This is a genomic window from Demequina lutea, from assembly GCF_013409005.1.
Classification (GTDB): domain Bacteria; phylum Actinomycetota; class Actinomycetes; order Actinomycetales; family Demequinaceae; genus Demequina; species Demequina lutea.
This window is the reverse complement of the sequence record NZ_JACBZO010000001.1, coordinates 201,071-220,053: the sequence shown is the minus strand read 5'-3', so window position 1 is coordinate 220,053 and position 18,983 is coordinate 201,071. Positions and strand designations below refer to the sequence as shown.

The following is an 18,983-nucleotide window of genomic DNA, read 5'->3' as shown; positions in this document are numbered from 1 at the left end:
TGCGGGCTACGCACCGGACCCACGAGCATCGCCCGGTGCGTCAACGGAACTGCGCGTGGCGATCGCGTCGGTAATGCCGTCGCCCCCGCTCGAGGCCAGCCAACCAAGAACGTTGGCGGGCGTCGCGGGGTTGTTCGCAATCGCGACCCTCAACTCGGGATGCGCATAAGCAAGGTCGGCCAATTCAGTGCCCGAGGCGGTGGGATCGGATGCGGTGCACAGTGGAGAAGACGCCGCGACTTCGGCCGCCTCCGAGGCACTTGCGGCCCTATCCTTCACCGCTCGGTGAGGCGCCAAGCACTTCACCAATGCGTGCGAGCCTGACAAGTCTTCTGCCGCGCGCGAGCCGACCACCACCATCAGTACGGTGGGCAGGAGCGCGGCAAGCCAGGTCCAAGGGGATGAGGTCCACCCCCCGTAAGTGCGGGAGAGGAACGCTGCGGTGAAGAAGACCGCCGCAACCACGAGGATCGACATGAGCGCAAGGCGGCTGGCCCTCACAGTGGGACCGCTAGCGATCGCTCCGCACAAAAGGAAAAGAGCGCCGGTGACCGCGAAAGCGGATCCTTCGGCGCCCCATCCCATCGGATCTTCTCCCCCCGTAAAGGGAGGAAGGAGATCCCCCCTCGGCAGAAAGAGTTTCATGCCCGGAACTTCCGCGCAAGCCCCCATTTATGGGGGCACTGTGTGAGATACCGCACCCACAAAATGTCTTTCTCAGAATCGGGTTGACCCGCTATCGTTGCAAGATACGCCGCGAAAGGGAAAACCATGGCAGCCCCACGCACGATTGCCCTAGTAGAGGACCACGCGCTCATTGCCATCGGGTTCAAGGATCTGGTCGCGACCGCCCCCGATTTGATGCTCGTGGGGATGGTCGAATCGGTCGCTGACCTCAAGACCTTCGGCGAGAAGCTCGACCTCGTCGTCCTGGACTTGCGACTCAGCGATGGCTCGCAACCCGAAGAAAACGTTGACGCGATTCACGCGCTTGGCGCGCACGTCCTCATCTATACGGGCGCCGAGGATCGTCGCCTCATCCAGTCGGCCGCACGGTCTGGAGCGCTTGGGCTCATCCGCAAGTCAGTAAGCGCCGAGGTGCTTCTCGACGCGGTGCGGACCGCAGCGGAAGGTCGCGAAGTCTTCGGCACCGACTGGGCGGCGGCAATCGACGCCGATGAGGTTCTCGCGGACGCGAAGCTCTCGAATAGAGAACAAGAAGTCTTGAGCCTCTACGCGTCCGGAGAGACCGCCACTTCCGTCGCGCAGCGCACGGGCCTCTCACGCGAGACCATTGCCGACTACGTCAGCCGTATTCGCCGCAAGTACGCGGAGGCGGGACGACCAGCGCACTCCCGCATCGACCTGTACAAGCGCGCCCTCGAGGACGGCATCTTGGACGGCCCCACGCCATGACTGCCGAGCTGACGCCGCTTGACCGCGTCAGCGCAGACACCGCGAGAGCAAGGCTCGAACGGCTTCTCTATGCTTCAGTCGGGTTCGCGGCTCTGATCTACGGTGGGGTGCTCTTCCCTGGCATGGGTGGCATTGAGGGCCAGACGCCGCAACTCGAGGTGTGGTACGCGTACGCGCTGGTGCTCATCGCGATTGTCTTGCCCTTTACGCTTGGCATCCTGGCGTGGATCGCGCCGCGCCCCTTTGTCACGCGCCTCGCGGGCAGCATCGCGATGCTGTTCCTCATGGCAATGACGCTCTTCCCCTGGGGGCTCACGGCCGCAACCCTGACCAACAACGAGGTCCCTTGGTACCAAGGCATCCACGCCCTGCACGCGATGATCGCCGCGATCGTATGGCAGCGCAAGGCGATCTGGTCTTACGGAGTCGCTCAAGGCATCGTGATCGGCGTCGTCCAAAATAACGTCAGGAACAACGCCACCAAGGCCGCCTTTCTCGACGGAGCGGGCTCGCTCGTCTTTGTCGTGATCCTGATGGCCGCGACCGTAGCGGTGATTCGCGCCGCGGACCGGCTCGACGTTGCGTCGGCTCAGGCCCGAGCGCAGGCCGCGCGCACGGCGGAATCGCGCACCAGGGAGCGCGAAGAGACTCGCATCAATGCCATGGTTCACGACGACATTATGTCCGTGCTCCTGACCGCCTCTCGGGACAGGCCTCCGGAGACCTTGCGAGATCAGGCTCGGGTCGCGCTTGCGTCGATTGACGCCCTCGAGACGCACGACGCCACGGCGCGCGAGTACACCGTCAAGGAGACCGTCGCCGCTCTCCTTGAGGTCGTCTCTCGCGTGGCGCCCTCCACGGCGATCACGCACAGCGAAGACGACGGCATCGGCGTTCCTGCCGAGGTGATGACGGCGCTCTCCGATGCCCTGGCAGAGGCGCTCCGCAACAGCGTGCGGCACGCGGGACTCGACGGAACCGACGTTCCGCGTCGGGTGGGAATCGACGCGCACGAGCGAGGAATTTCCGTGATCATGAGGGACGAGGGCAAGGGCTTCAACACCCGAGCGGTGGCATCGCGCCGGCTCGGTATCCGGCTCAGCATCCTCGAGCGCATGGGAATGGTTCTCGGTGGATCTGCCGACGTCCAGAGCCGGCCAGGAGAGGGCACGATGGTGTTGCTCTTGTGGGAGCGACCGGAATGATTGCTCCCGCCGACGTCGGCACCGTCGACACCACCCAACTGCTTGGCCTCACCTCACCCGCTGCGCGAGTCGTCATGTGGCTCTTCGTGTTCTCCAACTTCCTCTATGCCTTCGCCACGATCGACGAGGTCAAGCATCCCGAGCCCGTCCTCCTGGCAGTCCTCATCGTCAACTCCGCCGTGATTCTGCTCGTGCGTGAGCACGCGGACCCGTTTCCCATGCTGTGGACGATCGCGGTCCTCGCTGCCGTCGCGCTCAGCACCGTCCTGGTGGCGTTTCAGTTGCCCGATGTGGGCCCCCCTGGCCGCGCGAGCTGGCACTTGGGCTCCAACGCGTGGATGCTCTTCTTCTTGGCCATGAGACGGCGCCCTGGGGCCGCCTGGGTGGGCTATGGGATCATGGCGACCATCACCGTCACTTGGTCGCTCTCCGCAGGCCGGGGGGTGGTCGATGCGGTATTCCTTCTCGATACCCACGCGGCGATTCTCTTCGTCGCTACCCTCTTTGCCCTCAACCTGCGCCGCACCGCGCGAGGGATCAACGAGTTTGATCGTCGCGCGGTTAGTTCGGCGATTGAGGCGGCGGAGGGCGCGACATCCGCGCAGATTCGCAAACGCAGGGTCGTGGAATTGCGAGCGTCGGCCGCGCATCTTCTCGAAGCGCTCGTCAACGATGGGCCCCCGATCGACTCGCATACAAGAACTCGTTATGCGACCGCAGAGGCCCTGCTCAGGGACGGCGTGCGCGGTCGGTCGCTCATGAGCCCCAGAATCGCCGCGGCGGCGACCGCCGCCAGGGAGCGCGGCGTCGAGGTCACGTTGCTCGACGACCGGGGTCAGGGACTTGCGACCGGCGATGCGATGGTTCGACTCAGCGAGATCGTCGTCGAACAACTCGATGCGCTCAGCGGCGGCTCGGTGACCGTCCGGCTCGCGCCCAAGGGCAGGCGAATCGCCGTGTCGATCGTGGCCTCAGACGGGGCAGTGCATCCGCGCATCGAACTCGACGGCGGCGGCCACCAACTCGTCGATAAAGAAGGCTAGCTGCCGGGAACGCACAAAGGTCCTCGCATCGTGCGACGCGAGGACCTCATGTACTTGCGCGCCCGGAGGTATTCGAAACCCCAACCTTCTGATCCGTAGTCAGATGCTCTATCCGTTGAGCTACGGGCGCTTAGGTCCTTGAGGACCGAGAACTGAGTATAGCGGCTCGCCTTGAAACGACGAACTCAGCGGAGACGGTGGGATCTGCTGTCGTGACCTATCGCACAGTGATGAGGCGATCAGTAGCGCCACGCCCCCGGGCGTGTCCCATGCCTGCAGACCCCACAGAATCCACCAAAGCCTTCAACCCAACGACACCGCCGTCCACGACACCGGCGGCAGCGTAATCGTCACGGTGCCAGGCGCGACGACGACGGAGTCATTGTCGACGAGGCCCACCCGCTCGCGGTCGGCGAGACTGTTCTTTGCGTAGTAGTCATCGTCGCTCAGAGTGCGAGCCGCCGTGACCTCCACCGCTCCCAGGCCTCGCACGTCGATCGTGACGACCACGCTGGACTCCTGGCTTCGATTGACCAAGAAGACCGCCGAAACGCCAGCCTCCGCGTCATGCGTGGCGACGGCATCTACGACGCTCACCGTGCCGTACTCCGCAGTCTCGTAGGTGTCGGATGTCAACTTCAGCGTCAGTGCCTCGCCTCGGGCGAGGCGCGAGGTCTCCGCGAACGGAAAGAACGTCGTCTGCCGCCACGCCGGGCCGTTTGGCTCGGTCATGATCGGCGCGATCACGTTGACGAGCTGCGCCATGCTGGCGGACGTCACGCGGTCGGCATGCCGAATCAACGAGATGAGCAAGCTACCGAAGACCACGGCATCTGCGACCGAATAGACGTCCTCAAGAAGCCTCGGAGCCTCGGGCCAGTCGTCACGTCCGGTCACCTTGTCGACGCCGTGATAGCGGTCGATGTACCAGACGTTCCATTCGTCGAAGGAGATGTTGATCGTCTTGCCGCTTCGGCGCACCGCCTTGACGTGATCTGCGGTGGCCACAACCGACTCGATGAAGCCGTCCATGTTGACGGCCGAAGCGAGGAAGCTGCCGAGATCGCCGTTCTTCTCCTCGTAGTACGCGTGGCACGAGATGTAGTCAACATCGTCGTATGTGTGCTCGAGCACAGTGCGTTCCCACGAGCCGAACGTCGGCATCTGAGCGCTCGAACTGCCGCAGACCACGAGCTCGAGGTCACCGTCGACCTGATGCATTGCCTTGGCGGTCTTCGATGCGAGAATTCCGTACTCGTCCGCCGAACTGTGGCCAAGTTGCCAGGGGCCGTCCATCTCGTTGCCGAGGCACCACATGGAGATGCGGTGTGGCTCGGGATGTCCGTTCGTGACCCGCATGTCCGACAGCCGGGTGCCCGACCGAATATTGGCGTACTCGAGCACATCGAGCGCCTCCTGCACTCCGCGTGTGCCCAGGTTGACCGCGTACACGAGTTCGCTGTCCACCTTCTTCAACCACACCGCGAACTCGTCGAGGCCCACTCGATTGGACTCAGTGGAGTGCCATGCAAGGTCGAGTCTGCGCGGGCGCTCAGAACGAGGTCCCACACCGTCTTCCCAGCGGTACCCCGACACGAAGTTGCCGCCCGGATAGCGGATTGCCGAGACGCCCAACTCCTTGACCAGGGCAATCACGTCTTCGCGGAACCCGTCCCCGTCGGCGGACGGGTGTCCCGGCTCGTAGATGCCGTCGTATATGCAGCGCCCAAGATGCTCGACGAAGGAGCCGAACAGTCGGCGATTGACCGGCCCCACGGTGAAGTGAGGGTCAAGCGTGAGGTGCGCGTGCAACATGTTTCGCTTTCGGAAGGTATTGGAACGAAATGGAAGGTAATCAGGTGCTTATTTGAGGCTGCCCATCGAGAGTCCGCCCTGCCAGTAGCGCTGGAGCGACAGGAACGAGATCACTAACGGAATGATCGACACGAGCGAGCCGATGATGATGAGGCTCCACAGTGACGTGCCTCCACCGTTGTTGGAGGATGCGAGGCTCTGCCACAGACCGATCCCCACGGTGACCGGAAACAATTTGCTGTCGGAGAGCATCGCGAGAGGCAAGAAGTAGTTGTTCCAGGTTGCGACGATCGACAGCAGCAGGACGGTCACGACCGCCGGGCGCATGAGTGGCAGTGCGACTTGCACAAACGTGCGGAAATCGCCGGCTCCATCGACGGCCGCGGCGTCGATCAACTCGTCTGGGACGGCGTCACGCGTATACACGGTCATGAGGTAGACGCCGAAGGGGCTCAGCAACGACGGCAGGATGACCGCCCAGATGGTGTTGGTCAGGTGCAACTGCGACAACATGATGAAGGTCGGGATAACCAGGGCCGTGAGCGGCACCATCACAGCGCCCAAGAGCGCCGAGAATGCCAATTGTCTGCCGCGAAACTTGAATTTCGCGAAGCCATAGCCGGCAAGGACGCACAGCACCGTGGCGCCGCCGCCGCCAACAAAGGCGTAGAGAGCGGAGTTACCGATCCAGCGAAGGTAGATGCCTCCGTTGTAGGTAAAGAGCTCGTGGAGGTTGCCGATGTAGTCGACGCGGCCGGCGAACCAGAGGGCGCTGCCGCCGCTAAAGAGTCCAGCCGCATCCTTAGAACTATTAACCGCGATCCACCAGAATGGGATGACGAAGTACACGAGAAGCGCACCGATGAACAGATGCGGAACAATGTTGCGCGGTCTCTGCCTGGTAGCGACGGGGCGCGCGTTGCGGGAGGCTTTTGCGGATGTAGTAGTCATGAGAGGAAATTCCCTCGCTTACGTGTAAGGAAGAGGAAGACGTACACGCAGACAAATACGACGAACCCGAGGGAGAACGAGATCGCGGATCCGTAGTTGAAGTTCGCGAGAGCGAACGCCTGCTGGTACGCATACATATTGGGTGTGAAGTCGGGCCCGATGGAACCGGCGGCAAGAAACCTGAGCACTTGCGGTTCGGTGAAGAACTGCAGGGTGCCTATGAGTGCGAAGACGAGAATCAGGAGGAGCGCGTTGGTGATGAGTGGAACTTTGATCCGCAAGGTGATCTGCCACGTGCTTGCCCCGTCAATGCGGGCCGCCTCGTAGAGCGTCGGGTCGATCCCCTGCAAGGCCGCATACAGGATGATCATGTAATAGCCAGCCCACTGCCAGGTCACCACGTTCAGCAGTCCAAAAAAGACGAGATCCTTGCCGAGGAAGTCCGGCGCCGTGGCACCGAATCTACCGAATATCTCCCCCAAGGGGCCAAAGTTCTTGCTGTAGAGGAACCCCCACATGATGGTGCCGATGACCACGGGGATCGAGTACGGGAGAAAGATCATGAGTCGGGAGAACCGGGCAAATCGCGTCACGACAACATCCAACATGAGCGCAATCGCCAGCGAGATCAACATCTGCAGCGGGATCAGAACTGCTGAGAACCTGATCACGAAGCGGATGCCCGAGAGGAAACTCGGGTCGCTGAAAGCCTTTGCGTAGTTGTCGAAAAGTACGAAGTGGGTACCGCCGATGAGTGCCGAACGGAAGAGACTGAGGTAGAACGCGTACAGCAGAGGCGCCGCCAGAAACACGAGGAAGACAATGCCGAACGGCGCGATGAAGAGCCATCCCACAGCGCCCCGGCGACGGCGTGCCTGGGCGCGTGTACATGGGGCCTTGGTATTTGCGGTGGTCGAGGCACGTGCCTCGCCATTAACGACTGTTGCTTGATGTGCCATACGAGGATATCCTCCGTGATCGAGGTATGCGTGCCGGCCCCGTCACGGGGCCGGCACGCACCGTGATGACCTACTCGGTGACCGTGAAGCCTTGCTCCTTGGCGTAAGCAACGACGGTCTTTTGCAGTTCAGTCGCCGCATCAGCACCGCCGATCTCTTTGTTATTGATCTTGCCCAACTGCGTTGTCATCGACGCGTAATAGAACGCTCCGAATGGGCTGTACGTGAATCCCTTGTACGCGTTCTCGGCGGGGATGTAGACCTCCTTGTTGGCCTGCTGGCCGTTGAAGAAGGCCACCTTGGCATTCAGGAACTCGTCCGACGTGAGGACGCCCTGGTTGAGCGGGAAGATGATCTGGTTGGTCCAGCCATCCTTGAGCGATGCCGGGTCGGCGTAGAGGCCGAACGCGACCTCGCCTGCGAGCGCCTGGTTCTTCGCCTGGGTGGTGACGGCGAATGCCGAGCCTCCCCAGTTCACCGAAACCGGGTTGGACGGATCCCATTGGGGAAGTGGTGCCACGGCGAACTTGCCCGCATCGGCACCCTTGCCAACTCCTGCGCCACTGAGGTACCCCGGTGCCCACGCGGCCGAGATGTACGTGGCGTAGTCACCGCCGACAACCCCAGAGATGTACTCGGGCGTGAACTGGTCCTGAGTTCCGACAAGGCCATCCTTCACAAGGCCGGCCCAGTAGCCGAGCACGTCCTTGGACGCTTGATCGTCCATGTGGATCGTGATATCTGCCGGCTTCGTCGGGTCGTACTTGAATGGCGTCGCACCCTTTTGGATCTCGAGAGCCATCATGACCGCGGGCACGTTTGCGCCCAAGTCGCCGAGCAGCGGACCACCAGCATCCTTGAGCTTCTGGCCGACCGCCCGGTACTCGTCCCAAGTGGTGGGGACGGAGATGCCGTACTTCGCGAAGACGTCGGTGCGGTAGATCATTCCCATGGGGCCACCGTCGACGGGCGCGGCGTATACCGAGTCACCGACGGAGACGTCCTTCCACGCTCCTGCGCTGAAGTTATCCTTGACGGCGTCGTAGCCGTAGCTCTTGATGTCAACCAACGCCTTTTGAACCACATAGTTCGCGATGCGGTCGGCTTCCAGCATGACGACGTCCGGAGCTCCGGTACCCGCGGTAACGGCAGTCTGGAACTTGTCGTATTCGACGTTGCCCTGGCCGGCATTGGTCCAGCAGACCTGGACATCGTCGTGGCCCTGGTTGAAGTTGTCCACGACGGCGGCCATGTTGGGGTACCAGCCCCACACGCTGACCGTGGGCAGGTCCTTCTTGGTGATCGTGTTGTCGCAGGAGGACGAACCGCCCCCTCCGCCTGCGGCTGCACCTGCGCTGGTCGAGGCATTCGGGGTGCCGCCACCTCCCGAGCTACTACAGGCGGTGAGCATCAGAGCCAGTGCGGCTCCGGTGACCGCAGTCTTGATGAGTGAGTTCTTCACAGTGAGAGTTCCCTTCGATGGTGCGTTGGACTTCGTTGTCTCTTCAGGGGTAGATCGGGAGCCGCAATGCCCTGGGGCCAGCAGACCCCAATGCGACGCGAGAACGGCGAGCGACCCGACTCGATGAGGCGTGGACCTCTTCCAGGACGAATCTTCTTTGATCCGACAGCCACATTGATCGGCCGTTTGCAACGTTGTAAATTTGATGTTACAGGGGAATTGTGCAGGCTCTGGGTGGCCGTGTCAAGCGCTCGTGATCCAATCGTGACTATCCGCTTGAGGACTCGCGCACCACCAAGCGGAACGCCGACAACGACTCCTCCGGCTCGCGCTTGGCCTTGCCCTTCTCTCCGATGCGGTCCATGAGAACGTCAATGGCTGTTTCCGCGATCTCGCTTCTACCAGGATCGATGGTCGACAGGCTGGGGATTGAGTATCGGCCCTCGTCGATGTCATCGAAGCCTACGATGGCGACATCTGATGGAATGACAAGGCCCGCCTCCTGCAACATGCGCATCGCCCCAAGTGCCAGCTCGTCACTCATCGCGAAGAGACCGTCGAACTGTGCGCCGTCCGCGAGGAGCCGCCTCATCCCCTCGGCGCCATTGGCTCGGTGCCACAACCCCACGTGGGCGACGAGCGATTCATCGAAGGGAATGCCTGCGGCATCGAGAGCCTGTCGATAGCCCGTGAGCCGCAATCCGGCCGACCCGATCACCTCCCCCTCGTGCGCGCCGAGAACCGCGATGCGCTGACGGCCGAGGCCGATCAGATGCTCGGTCGCCGCCTGCGCCGCCTCGACGTTGCGCATGGTGACGTGGTCGGCCGGGCCGTGGAAGATCCGCTCTCCAAGCAAGACGAGCGGGGTGTCGATGTCGACGAGTGCGGCGTCGTCTATGCCCAGCCCGAGAGGACTGAAGAGCAGCCCGTCGATCAGTTGCAGCCGCGGGCTTCGAAGCACCTCCAACTCACGATCGCGGTCACCGCCAGTCTGCTCGATGAGCACGACGAGTCCGCGCTTTTCGGCCGCCTGGATGACCTCGTCGGCGAGTTGGGCGAAATAGGCCAGGCTCAGTTCAGGTACGGCGAGCCCTATGACGCCCGACCGCCCAGATCGCAGGTGGCGCGCCGAGACATTCGGCTGATACCTGAGTTCGTCGATCGCCGCCTGCACACGCACGCGCGTCGCTTCCCTGACGTGCGGGTGATCATTGACGACGTTCGACACCGTCTTGAAAGACACCCCCGCCAACTTGGCGACGTCGTGCAAGGTGATGGCCATTCGGAGATCCTCCCGTTGCGCCGAGACTACAACCTTGACCCCTGCCACGCGTATTGCTCAATAGCCTCGCCCAGGCCGCGAACAGGACCGCTGTTGCGAGTCGCGATCGAGCGCGTCCGTGGTGCGGCGCGCTCCCAGAATGCCGTCGATGCCGCATGGGCTTACCGCATCGAGCGCCGGTCGCGGCCGGAGGTCCCCGTGTGTCAAGAGCGGCAGGCCACGCCGCTCGTCGCGGGCCCGAACTCCCTCATCATCGACCAGATCACCGGCGAAATCATCGTCGAACACCACCTCAACCGACACCGCGACTACCAACCCAAGAGTCCACAAAGGCCCCTCCCAAAGGAGGGGCCAGGTGCCAGATATGTCGGGACACGTCTGTCAGACATGTCCCGACACATCACTCGGCGGAGACGGTGGGATTTGAACCCACGGAGGGATTTAACGCCCTCACGGTCTTAGCAGGACCGCGCACTAGGCCGGACTATGCGACGTCTCCTAGTACTTGTTGTACGGCCACCCAGAATAGCGGGCTCGGGGGGCGACGCGAAACCACGGGCGGAGAGTGCGGGATTCGAACCCGCGGAGGCGGGTTACGCCTCAACAGTTTTCAAGACTGTCACCTTCGGCCGCTCGGTCAACTCTCCTCGGCCCCCGCGAGAGGCGCCGACGGCCCATTGTGCCAGCCCCGGGGCACCGGCGGCGTCACGGCCGAATCCCTCGGGCCCGATCCCGGTCTGTTGACACCGGTTCACGCCGAGCGCTGGATGAGTTCGCCGGGTCAACCAGGGGGAATCGCATGCACATCATCGACAGGATCATCCTCGTGGTCATGGGCGCGCTCTTTGGCGCCGGCCTCACGCTGTTTATCACCTACGACTGGATGTCACGGACCGAGATCGTGCTGTGCACGCTCGTCGCGACAATCGGGTTGCCGTACTCCGCCATCCGCTCCAGCCAGAGGCGCAGGTCGGCACGCGCGACCTCGCAATTCGCAGGCGCGTCCCTCGCCGCTAGACACTCGCTTGAGGACGAGCGATGTCGTTCTGCCAGCCGTCCGGCATTCCGGGCGTCACGACCTTGAGCTGATACAAAATGGCGACCCGCGCCAGTTCCGAGTCGTACGTGGCCACGGTGTCGACGTCGGGGTGGGTGACGGCCGCACCAATATGTAGCGCGGCGAACGGTTTGAGGACCGCGGCGGCGTGAGTCGATACGGAGACATTGGCATCCGAGAATCGAATCGTTGGCACCCGCGCCTTGACCTGCTCGACGATTTCGAATGCCTGGGACTTCGTCTCGCGGGGATACAACTCCGCCGCTTGCCGCAATTCGGTAAGCCCCAATTGGGTGGTGACAAACTCGGGGAGGCGGGGCAAGGCCCATGCGACCCACTCGTCGTAGTAGCGCACTCCGGGAAGGAAGCGCATCAGGGCCGAGCCGTCGAGATAGATCACCACACCAGGGTAGTCGGGCGGCGCCTGCGGTAGGGGCCGTACCAGCCAAACCATGCTGGTGTCACGCGAAACCGTGCGCCTCACTGGCGACTGGACGCACGCACCGGTTCGCACCGGCGGCGCCCAGGCTTCGCCTAGGTCGCGGCCGCTACGACAAGGCGACTATGACTTGAGGCGCTGCATCGCGAGCTGAACGACCGCGATGAGTGCTTGCTTGGTGGCCGAACGCTCACGAGCGTCCGTATACATCATCGGCACCTCGGGGGGCACGCCAAGCGCCTCCCGCACGTCCTCGAGCTTGTGCCGCGCAACGCCATCAAAGCAGTTGACGCACACGACAAACGGGATGCCCTTGCCTTCGAAGTAATCGACGGCGGGGAAGCACTGGTCAAGACGCTCCGTGTCGACCAGCACGCACGCGCCGATGGCGCCGCGAACCAGGTCGTCCCACATGAACAAGAAGCGGTCCTGACCGGGCGTGCCGAACAGGTAAAGCCACAGGGCGCCGGGCAGCGCGATGCGCCCGAAGTCCATGGCCACCGTGGTGGTGGTCTTGCGATCGGTGACGCCGCCGGCATCGTCGACGCCAACGGAATGCTCCGTCATGGCGGCTTCGGTGTTCAGCGGGTCGATGTCAGAGATCGATCCGATGAAGGTGGTCTTGCCGACGGCAAATCCACCCGCAATCACGATCTTGACGACCGTCGGGGCAAGTGGCGTATCGCTGGGAGCGACCGCCGCGTTAGAGGGCTGCGATGCCATCGAGGACACTCTCCAGAAGGCTGAGGGAAAGTCCGCCGTTGGCATCGTGCGTTGCCTCGTCGTCGGCCGTCCCACTGGTATGAATTGTCAGGTACTTTTCTTCAGCAAGATCCGTAACGAGCACGCGAACCACACCCAGCGGTAGCCGGGTATGGGCCGAGAGCTCGGCCACGGATTGATATTGACCCGCAGCAAGCTGCAAGATCTTTCTCTTCTCGGGCGTGAGCCCGCGAGCATTCTGTGCAGCGGAATCGGCCTGGACGAGGGCTTCCATGGGGAGGCCCTTGCTGGCGCCACTCACCCGCCCACCGGTCACGGCATAGGGCCGGACCGTGTAGGCCTCGTCATCCGCACCTTTGTACGGGTCCAGGGTTTCCGTCATAGCCATTCCTTAACGAAGCGCTCCGTCGGTGGGAAGATTCTGGCGCATCTCGGTAATGAGCTGCGGCGTGAGTGCATTCTCCGTGCGCGAGACCAACAAGGTCATCTCGTAACCTACGAGGCCCACGTCGCACGTCGAGTCGGCGGCAACGGCCAAGACCGCGCCGTTGTTGACGCTCATGAGGAAGAGGAAGAGTTCATCCATCTCAATGATGGACTGACGCACCTCGCCCGCCTTGAGTTGACGCGCGGCACCGCGCGTCAGAGACGCCATTCCAGACACCACCGCGGCGAGAGTGTCGCCACCCGTCCGGTCGAGATTCTTGGACATCGCCATGAGCAAGCCGTCGGCACTGACGACGAGCGTGTGGCGCGTTCCGGGCACGGTCTGGACGAAGTTGTCCAGCAGCCAACCAAAGTTGGTGGCTTCAGTACTGAGCGCGGTCACTTGTCCTCCTTGTTGCTGTGGCCCCTGGTTGGGCCACACTTGAGTGTGTTCATGGTTCGGTGAGGGAACCCTGCGTGCTGTTATTGAAGTTTCGCACGTCATCTCTTGCACGCTGAGTGCCAGAGTAGAACGCCAAGAAGCGGTTGCGCACCGCTTCGGCGTCCCTAGGCGGCGTCGGCGGGCCTTGCACAGGCTCGTCGGGCACTATTTCGCGGGCCACCGGCGTACGTTTTGCCAACCCCGCGCGTGTCGTTTCGACCTGCGGACGTTGAGACGCAAGTGAACTCAACTCCGAGAATACGGCCGACGCATAATCTTCCTGGCCCATGCTGTTCGAATCCGGCGAGATTTGAACGACCGGCCGGTACTCAATAGCCGAGTCTGGCGCCGCGGCCTGTAGCGCGCTCGCTCCCGCGGTCTCCCAACCGAGAGGTCGCGCCAACTGGTCCGGCGAGTACACCGTTCCCAAGGGGTCATGGCCAAGCGCGGACGGGGCACCGGCTTGCGGGTCGTTGACCGCCGGCGTCACATATCGGGGCTCGACGGGCAGAGAGTCGACCGGCCCCGGGTGGCTGGGCATTTCACCGAAGCCCTGACGCTCCGCGTACGGCAGCGGACTCGGGGAGGACAGCGGCGACAACATCGTCCACTGCGGGGCGCGGTCATCGTCATCAATCGGGGTCTCACGGCTCGCGGGACCGTACGAGCCAGGGTCGGCGATCGGCATGGGCTCGGGAGCGGCCGGCGAGAAGTCATTGCGATAGCCCTCGTGCACAGCGGGTTGTTCCGGCACGGCCTCGGAGAGCGACTCAGGCTCCGGCGCGGGAATCGCCCACGAGGGTGCCGGGCCCACTCTCACAGCCTCCGTAGGCGGCTCCTGGGGCGTATTGACCGGCATCGGCGCGGCGGGTTGGCCTTCAACTGGCCCGCTCTTGCCTTGCTTGCCAAACAACCTCGAGAAGAACCCTCCGCGATCTTCACCGCGAGCGCTTTCTGCACCGTCCATGATGAGATCATCGAGGCTCGGGATGGACGTCACTGGGTCGGCCTCGAACTCGGGTTCGCGCGGCGCTTGCTGCTGCCACGGGTTCGACGCGACGGGAGCAGCCTGAGGCTGGGCCTCCCCCGGCGCTTGCTGCTGCCACGGGTTCGACGCGCCGGGAGCGGCTTGAGGCTGGGCCTCCCGCGGCGCTTGCTGCTGCCACGGGTTGGACGCGACGGGGTACAACGGCGACCGGTACACCTGGTCCCCCGCTGGTGCGGTCCGCTGCGGGGTCTCATCGAGCGACACCGCATCGACGCCGGCGCCCTCACCCTCGCTCGTCCCATGCCACCTGTCATCCATGGCGGGGCGTTCCCTGAGTACGGGAGCGGTCACCGTCGGCTCATCATCGTCTTCGAGCTTGGGAACGAGCATCTCCGCGGCGGGCGCGTCGACGAATCGTGCATCCGAAGCACTTGGGGAGTTGTCGTCAACATATCCGGACGTGATGAGCGGCGATTGGCGCACCGCGGGGTGCTCCGGATCACGACGATCGGCTTCGTCCGCGGCGAAGTTTCTGAACACATCGCTGGCCCCGTCGCGAGTGCGGTTCTCCGGTTCGAACGCATCCGCTTCGCTAGCATTCGCGATCGTCGGCACCGGGCCCAAGCTTGCGGGCGCAGGCCCGCGGGGCGCGATCGGCGGTGCGGCGGCGTCTACGGGCGCATCGCCGATTCCTGCGCTCCTGCGCATCTCGTGTCCCAACGACTCGGCGTCGGGGGCAAGGGCCTCTGGTTCCGGTTCGGTGCCGCGCAGGGGCCGGAAGCCGCGGAACACTCGAGACCTGGCCTCGGCGCTCTCCGGAGACAACTCGTCAGCGGCCAGGATTGGAGTGAATCCCGACGTGGTTGCGTTCTTTAGCGCGCTCAGTTGTTCGTCCGATGCCCGCTGCGGAAGCGCAATGATGCTATTCGTGTCGTGCGACGCCTCGGGGCCTGCGGCGGCGCGTCGGTAGCCCAACCTCCGTGACGCCTTCCGTGAAATCGTCGAGGTCGACGGCAACTGCGGCCGGGGCCTGTGCGGCGTCCGCAGCGACGAGTTCGTCGATGGCTTGCGCCTCTGCCGGTTGCGGCACGCCTCTGGGCGCAAGGGGTGCCGGCGGTGGCTGCAGGTCAGGAGCATCCGCGGGACGGCCAGCGAGAATCGCGCCGTCCTCGATGACCGTCGGCTGGTAGGCAGACAGTCCTCTTGAGTTCAGCGCAGGCTCGGAGATCTCCTCGATAGAGGCATCGTGGTGGACGAGCGCGGCAGGCGCGTGGAGTTGGTCGTCCGCCGTCGTGCCGCTCGAGTGTCCTTGTGTGTACGCGACCGAGGTGTCAAACAGAGAAGGGGGCATGATCACGGTCGCCTCGGTTCCCCGCCCCTCCGCCGATTCAATGTGGACGCGCGCGCCCACTCGCCGGGCAATGCGCCCCACCACGAACAGGCCCAGGCGCTGTGCCCCAATGATTTCGGACGCCGCCGTCGAGGCAACGCGAGAGTTGGCCTCCCCAAGTTCCTCGGACGTCATGCCGATGCCATGATCGACGATCGTCACGACGAACGCGCCGTCCCGTTCCATGGTGCGCACCACGACTTGCGTTCCTGGGTCAGAGAACACCGTGGCATTCTCAAGGAGCTCGGCAAACAAGTGTGCGGCGGTCAAAGCGGAGTGACCGAGCATGGCGGGGTCAGCGTCAAGTTCAAGCTGGATGCGCTCATAGAGCTCGATCTCGGACGAAGCGGTGCGGATCACGTCGGAAAGCGGCATGGGCCTGCGCAAGCGGCGACCGGTGTCGATGCCTGCGAGCACGAGCAGTGACTCGCTGTTTCGACGCATGCGGGTGGCGAGGTGATCCAGTGCGAAGAGCTTGGTGAGGGTGTCCTGGTTATCCTCGGTGCGCTCCATCTCATCGATCGAGGCGAGCTGCCTGTTGAGGAGCACCTGGTCACGGCGGGCCACGTTGACGAACATCTCGGAGATGGATCCACGCAGCGCCGCTTGCTCGGATGCGATGGCTAACGTTGCCGCGTTGACGGAGTTGAACGCCTCCGCGAGCCGGCCCACCTCGTCTTGCGATTCGACCGGGATCTGCACTTCGGAAAGGTCGACGGTCTGACCGGGCATGGCCACCCGCTCCACGAGTCGCGGCAACTCTTGACGCACCGCCGTTGCCGTGGTGGTCAGGCGGCGCAGCGGGTTGACGATGCGGCGTGAGATGGCGAGAGCGACGAATAGCGAGGCCGCCACAGCAAGCACGGCGATCACTGCCGTCGCGAGCGTCTGGAGGAGGCTGTTGCGCTGGACGGGCGCGGCGCGTCCGTTCACGTCACTCGTGAGCTGCGTGGTGATGGGCGCGTATGCCGCGATCTCTTCATCCACTTGCAGCGGCCAGTTGTTCGTCCGCTGGGAAAGCAAGCCCTGAGTGGTCGCGTCGTTGATGATGCGGTCGCGAATTGACTCGAAACCCACGATGGTGCTGGGGTCGTATGAGGCGCCAAACTTGGGTACCGGCGTCACGTCTGGGAGCAGCGCTACGGCGGTTTGGGCGTTCGCGAGTGCGGTGTTTGTCGCGAAGTAGTATGCCTGGTACTGCACCTGTTCGCCGAGTCGCCAGGTACCCTGGGCGATCTTGCGCGTGACGTAGGCCTCCTCATTGCGCAGTGCCTCGACCAGTTTGCCCATCGACGCGTAGCCCTTGAGGTCGTTCGACAGGGTACGGTCGCCCGCGATGTTCGCGACTTCGCTGGTGGCACCGAGCAGGTCGTTGACGATCGTCGTGTATGCCGTTACCGCGGGGCCAAACAGCACCGTGCCAGCCGCGACTTGCGCGCGAACGGCGGCGAGCGCCTGCAGGCCCTTGTCCGCACCGTTGACGAAGGCGATGACGCCTTCGTTATTTGAGTTCGACTTGGCCTGTGCCGCGTTGCCGAGGAATACCGCGCCCGTTTGGTCGGTCTTGGCGAACTCTGCGGGAAGGGCCTCGGCGGCCGTGCGCGAGTCATCGAGGTACGCCTTCGACGCCCTTCCTTCGGCGCGAATCAACGCAGGCAGGCCTCGAGCCACGTTGCCCGTGTCGCTGACTGGGGCCACATTGACGATGTCGGTGACTGCCTTCGCCACGTGCTCGAAGGTGTCGGAAACGGTCTGGGACTCGGTCGCGTCGGGCCACACCGGAAAGGCGCCAGTGGTCGCGGGGACCGGGGCAACGGCGCGCGCGGAATTGAGGCCAAATTGGACATTGGTGCCAACAATCGCGGCCGTTATCTGATTCGCGATCGCCGCAAAGGCGGGATCCGTGACGCCCGCGTTCGTCAGCGCGGCAACGGCCGTGTCGACGTTGGTTTGAGCGATCACGCGGTCGGATTTGCCGTCCGAGATCGCCCGCAAGTAGCCAGACACGTCGGAGCGCTCGGCCTGAAGCGCGGCAATCACAGGACTGCCGCTCTCGACGAGGTTGACGAGCTTTGTCGTATCGCGACCGCTGGTGTACGCCGAGGAGGCGTTCAACACCACGAAGGAGGCGGCAAGAAGCAGAACGATCGTCGGCACCGCGACGACCGCGAGGAGCTTCCCGCGAATTCCTAGCCTCTGGAGCATGTACCTCTCCCTCGTGCCCGCTGTGGTCAAGCCAGCGGGTCAAACAGCGCCACGCTGATCATCGGACCTTTGAGGTATCGGCATGAAGCCGGAACCACATGAGTCCCTCCAGTGCGATCTTCATCATGAGACGGTATAACGACCCAACTATGACGGGAAAGGGGCAAATCGCCAATGCGCATCATTAGTGTCACACGTCACATCAGTGACAACCCGCTCCGCGTGAGCCAGATCGAGTCCCCTGTCGCCCGTCCGGGCGAGGTTCTTATCGACATCCTTGGCGCAGGTGTTAATCGCGCCGACCTGCTGCAGCGGAGAGGCTCGTATCCCTCCCCTTCCGGCTGGCCCGAATGGCCGGGCCTCGAGTGCGCGGGGACCATCAGCGCCGTGGGCGACGACGTGCAGGGCTTCCAGGTGGGCGACCACGTGTGCGCGCTTGTGGGCGGCGGGGCGTATGCCGAACAGATTGCCGCACCCGCCGACCTCGTGCTGCCCGCGCCGAGCGCCCTCACCCTCGTCGAGTCCGCGGCCTTGATGGAGGCCGCCTGTACGGTGTGGTCCAACTTCCAGGCCGCGCGCTTGATGCCCGGCGAGACTCTGGTCATCCACGGAGGTTCGGGGGGCATCGGCACGTTCGCAATCCAAGTGGCGAAGGCCCTCGGCGTGCACGTGATCGTCACCGCGCGAGGCGCCGAGCGCACCAGACGGTGCCTCGAGCTGGGCGCCGACGTTGCGGTCGACTACACGTCAGAAGACTTTGTCGAGGCGGCCCAAGCCATCGGCGGAGCGGACGTGATTCTCGACGTCGTGGGCGCGGCCTACCTCGAGCGCAATCTTGCCGCGCTCGCCACGGGGGGCAGGCTTGTCGTCATCGGGCTTCAACGCGGTGCGAAGGCCGAAGTGGATCTCGGAACGCTGATGACCAAGCGGGCTCACATCATCGGCACGACGCTGCGCGCGCGGCCTCATGCCGAGCGGGCGGCGATCGTGGCCGGAGTTGGCCGCGAGGTCTGGCCCCTCATTCCCGACAAGGTGCGCCCTGTGATTCATGGCACGGTTCCCTTCGACGACGCCCAAGCCGCTCACGACCTCATGGAGTCCGGAGAGGTCTTCGGCAAGGTCGTGCTCGTTCCGTAGGAACTTGAGAGCGCCGTGCCCTAGGGGCGCCGGGCTGGCACTG

At 63.8% G+C, this 18,983-nt stretch carries 16 protein-coding genes and 3 tRNA genes; 4 read left to right on the top strand and 15 right to left on the bottom strand.

Annotated features, from left to right (window positions below):
• Positions 1–6: 6 nt before the first annotated feature.
• Positions 7–477 carry a variant leucine-rich repeat-containing protein gene (locus tag BKA03_RS01105; RefSeq protein ID WP_179397645.1) on the bottom strand — a complete coding sequence of 157 codons (471 nt, stop codon included), beginning with the start codon at positions 475–477 and terminating at the stop codon, positions 7–9.
• A 294-nt stretch (positions 478–771) separates the two neighbouring features.
• Here BKA03_RS01105 and BKA03_RS01100 point away from each other — a divergent pair, with 294 nt between their 5' ends.
• The 3 genes from BKA03_RS01100 to BKA03_RS01090 are packed head-to-tail and all read left to right on the top strand — an operon-like array spanning position 772 to position 3,664.
• Positions 772–1,416 carry a response regulator transcription factor gene (locus BKA03_RS01100; RefSeq protein WP_062074907.1) on the top strand — a complete coding sequence of 215 codons (645 nt, stop codon included), beginning with the start codon at positions 772–774 and terminating at the stop codon, positions 1,414–1,416.
• Positions 1,413–2,621 carry a sensor histidine kinase gene (locus BKA03_RS01095; RefSeq protein WP_062074908.1) on the top strand — a complete coding sequence of 403 codons (1,209 nt, stop codon included), beginning with the start codon at positions 1,413–1,415 and terminating at the stop codon, positions 2,619–2,621. The genes BKA03_RS01100 and BKA03_RS01095 overlap by 4 nt, the downstream gene beginning before the upstream one ends.
• Positions 2,618–3,664 (top strand): DUF8320 family protein, encoded by a 1,047-nt coding sequence (locus BKA03_RS01090; RefSeq protein ID WP_152649516.1) that lies wholly within the window; start codon positions 2,618–2,620, stop codon positions 3,662–3,664. The genes BKA03_RS01095 and BKA03_RS01090 overlap by 4 nt, the downstream gene beginning before the upstream one ends.
• Positions 3,665–3,721: 57 nt before the next feature.
• On the opposite strand, the gene BKA03_RS01085 is transcribed toward BKA03_RS01090, so the two are convergent.
• From BKA03_RS01085 to BKA03_RS01020, 14 genes are all read right to left on the bottom strand, one after another.
• A tRNA-Arg gene (locus tag BKA03_RS01085) sits at positions 3,722–3,794 on the bottom strand.
• Between the two features lie 173 nt (positions 3,795–3,967).
• Entirely contained in the window at positions 3,968–5,479 is a 1,512-nt protein-coding gene (gene arfA, locus BKA03_RS01080; RefSeq protein WP_062074910.1) for an arabinosylfuranosidase ArfA, read from the bottom strand.
• 48 nt (positions 5,480–5,527) lie between these two features.
• On the bottom strand, positions 5,528–6,430 hold the full coding sequence (locus tag BKA03_RS01075) for a carbohydrate ABC transporter permease (protein WP_083971470.1): 903 nt from the start codon (positions 6,428–6,430) through the stop codon (positions 5,528–5,530).
• Positions 6,427–7,389 carry a carbohydrate ABC transporter permease gene (locus tag BKA03_RS01070; RefSeq protein WP_083971472.1) on the bottom strand — a complete coding sequence of 321 codons (963 nt, stop codon included), beginning with the start codon at positions 7,387–7,389 and terminating at the stop codon, positions 6,427–6,429. Before BKA03_RS01070 ends, BKA03_RS01075 begins: the two co-directional genes overlap by 4 nt.
• Before the next feature lie 70 nt (positions 7,390–7,459).
• Positions 7,460–8,851 carry an ABC transporter substrate-binding protein gene (locus BKA03_RS01065; protein ID WP_238579403.1) on the bottom strand — a complete coding sequence of 464 codons (1,392 nt, stop codon included), beginning with the start codon at positions 8,849–8,851 and terminating at the stop codon, positions 7,460–7,462.
• 268 nt (positions 8,852–9,119) lie between these two features.
• On the bottom strand, positions 9,120–10,133 hold the full coding sequence (locus tag BKA03_RS01060; protein WP_062074912.1) for a LacI family DNA-binding transcriptional regulator: 1,014 nt from the start codon (positions 10,131–10,133) through the stop codon (positions 9,120–9,122).
• A gap of 408 nt (positions 10,134–10,541) precedes the next feature.
• Positions 10,542–10,632 (bottom strand) — tRNA-Ser (locus BKA03_RS01055).
• A 60-nt stretch (positions 10,633–10,692) separates the two neighbouring features.
• Positions 10,693–10,780, bottom strand: a tRNA-Ser gene (locus BKA03_RS01050).
• Between the two features lie 366 nt (positions 10,781–11,146).
• Complete coding sequence (locus tag BKA03_RS01045) at positions 11,147–11,590, bottom strand: PIN domain-containing protein (RefSeq protein ID WP_238579404.1); 444 nt, start codon at positions 11,588–11,590, stop codon at positions 11,147–11,149.
• A 162-nt stretch (positions 11,591–11,752) separates the two neighbouring features.
• Positions 11,753–12,352 (bottom strand): GTP-binding protein, encoded by a 600-nt coding sequence (locus BKA03_RS01040; protein WP_062074915.1) that lies wholly within the window; start codon positions 12,350–12,352, stop codon positions 11,753–11,755.
• On the bottom strand, positions 12,333–12,734 hold the full coding sequence (locus BKA03_RS01035; RefSeq protein WP_062074916.1) for a DUF742 domain-containing protein: 402 nt from the start codon (positions 12,732–12,734) through the stop codon (positions 12,333–12,335). The genes BKA03_RS01040 and BKA03_RS01035 overlap by 20 nt, the downstream gene beginning before the upstream one ends.
• A gap of 9 nt (positions 12,735–12,743) precedes the next feature.
• Positions 12,744–13,181 (bottom strand): roadblock/LC7 domain-containing protein, encoded by a 438-nt coding sequence (locus BKA03_RS01030; protein ID WP_062074917.1) that lies wholly within the window; start codon positions 13,179–13,181, stop codon positions 12,744–12,746.
• 49 nt (positions 13,182–13,230) lie between these two features.
• Positions 13,231–15,183 (bottom strand): hypothetical protein, encoded by a 1,953-nt coding sequence (locus tag BKA03_RS01025; RefSeq protein ID WP_062074918.1) that lies wholly within the window; start codon positions 15,181–15,183, stop codon positions 13,231–13,233.
• Complete coding sequence (locus BKA03_RS01020; RefSeq protein ID WP_062074919.1) at positions 15,131–17,803, bottom strand: sensor histidine kinase; 2,673 nt, start codon at positions 17,801–17,803, stop codon at positions 15,131–15,133. Before BKA03_RS01020 ends, BKA03_RS01025 begins: the two co-directional genes overlap by 53 nt.
• Before the next feature lie 174 nt (positions 17,804–17,977).
• On the opposite strand from BKA03_RS01020, the gene BKA03_RS01015 reads away from it, so the two are divergent.
• On the top strand, positions 17,978–18,940 hold the full coding sequence (locus tag BKA03_RS01015; protein ID WP_062074920.1) for an NAD(P)H-quinone oxidoreductase: 963 nt from the start codon (positions 17,978–17,980) through the stop codon (positions 18,938–18,940).
• Positions 18,941–18,983 lie beyond the last annotated feature (43 nt).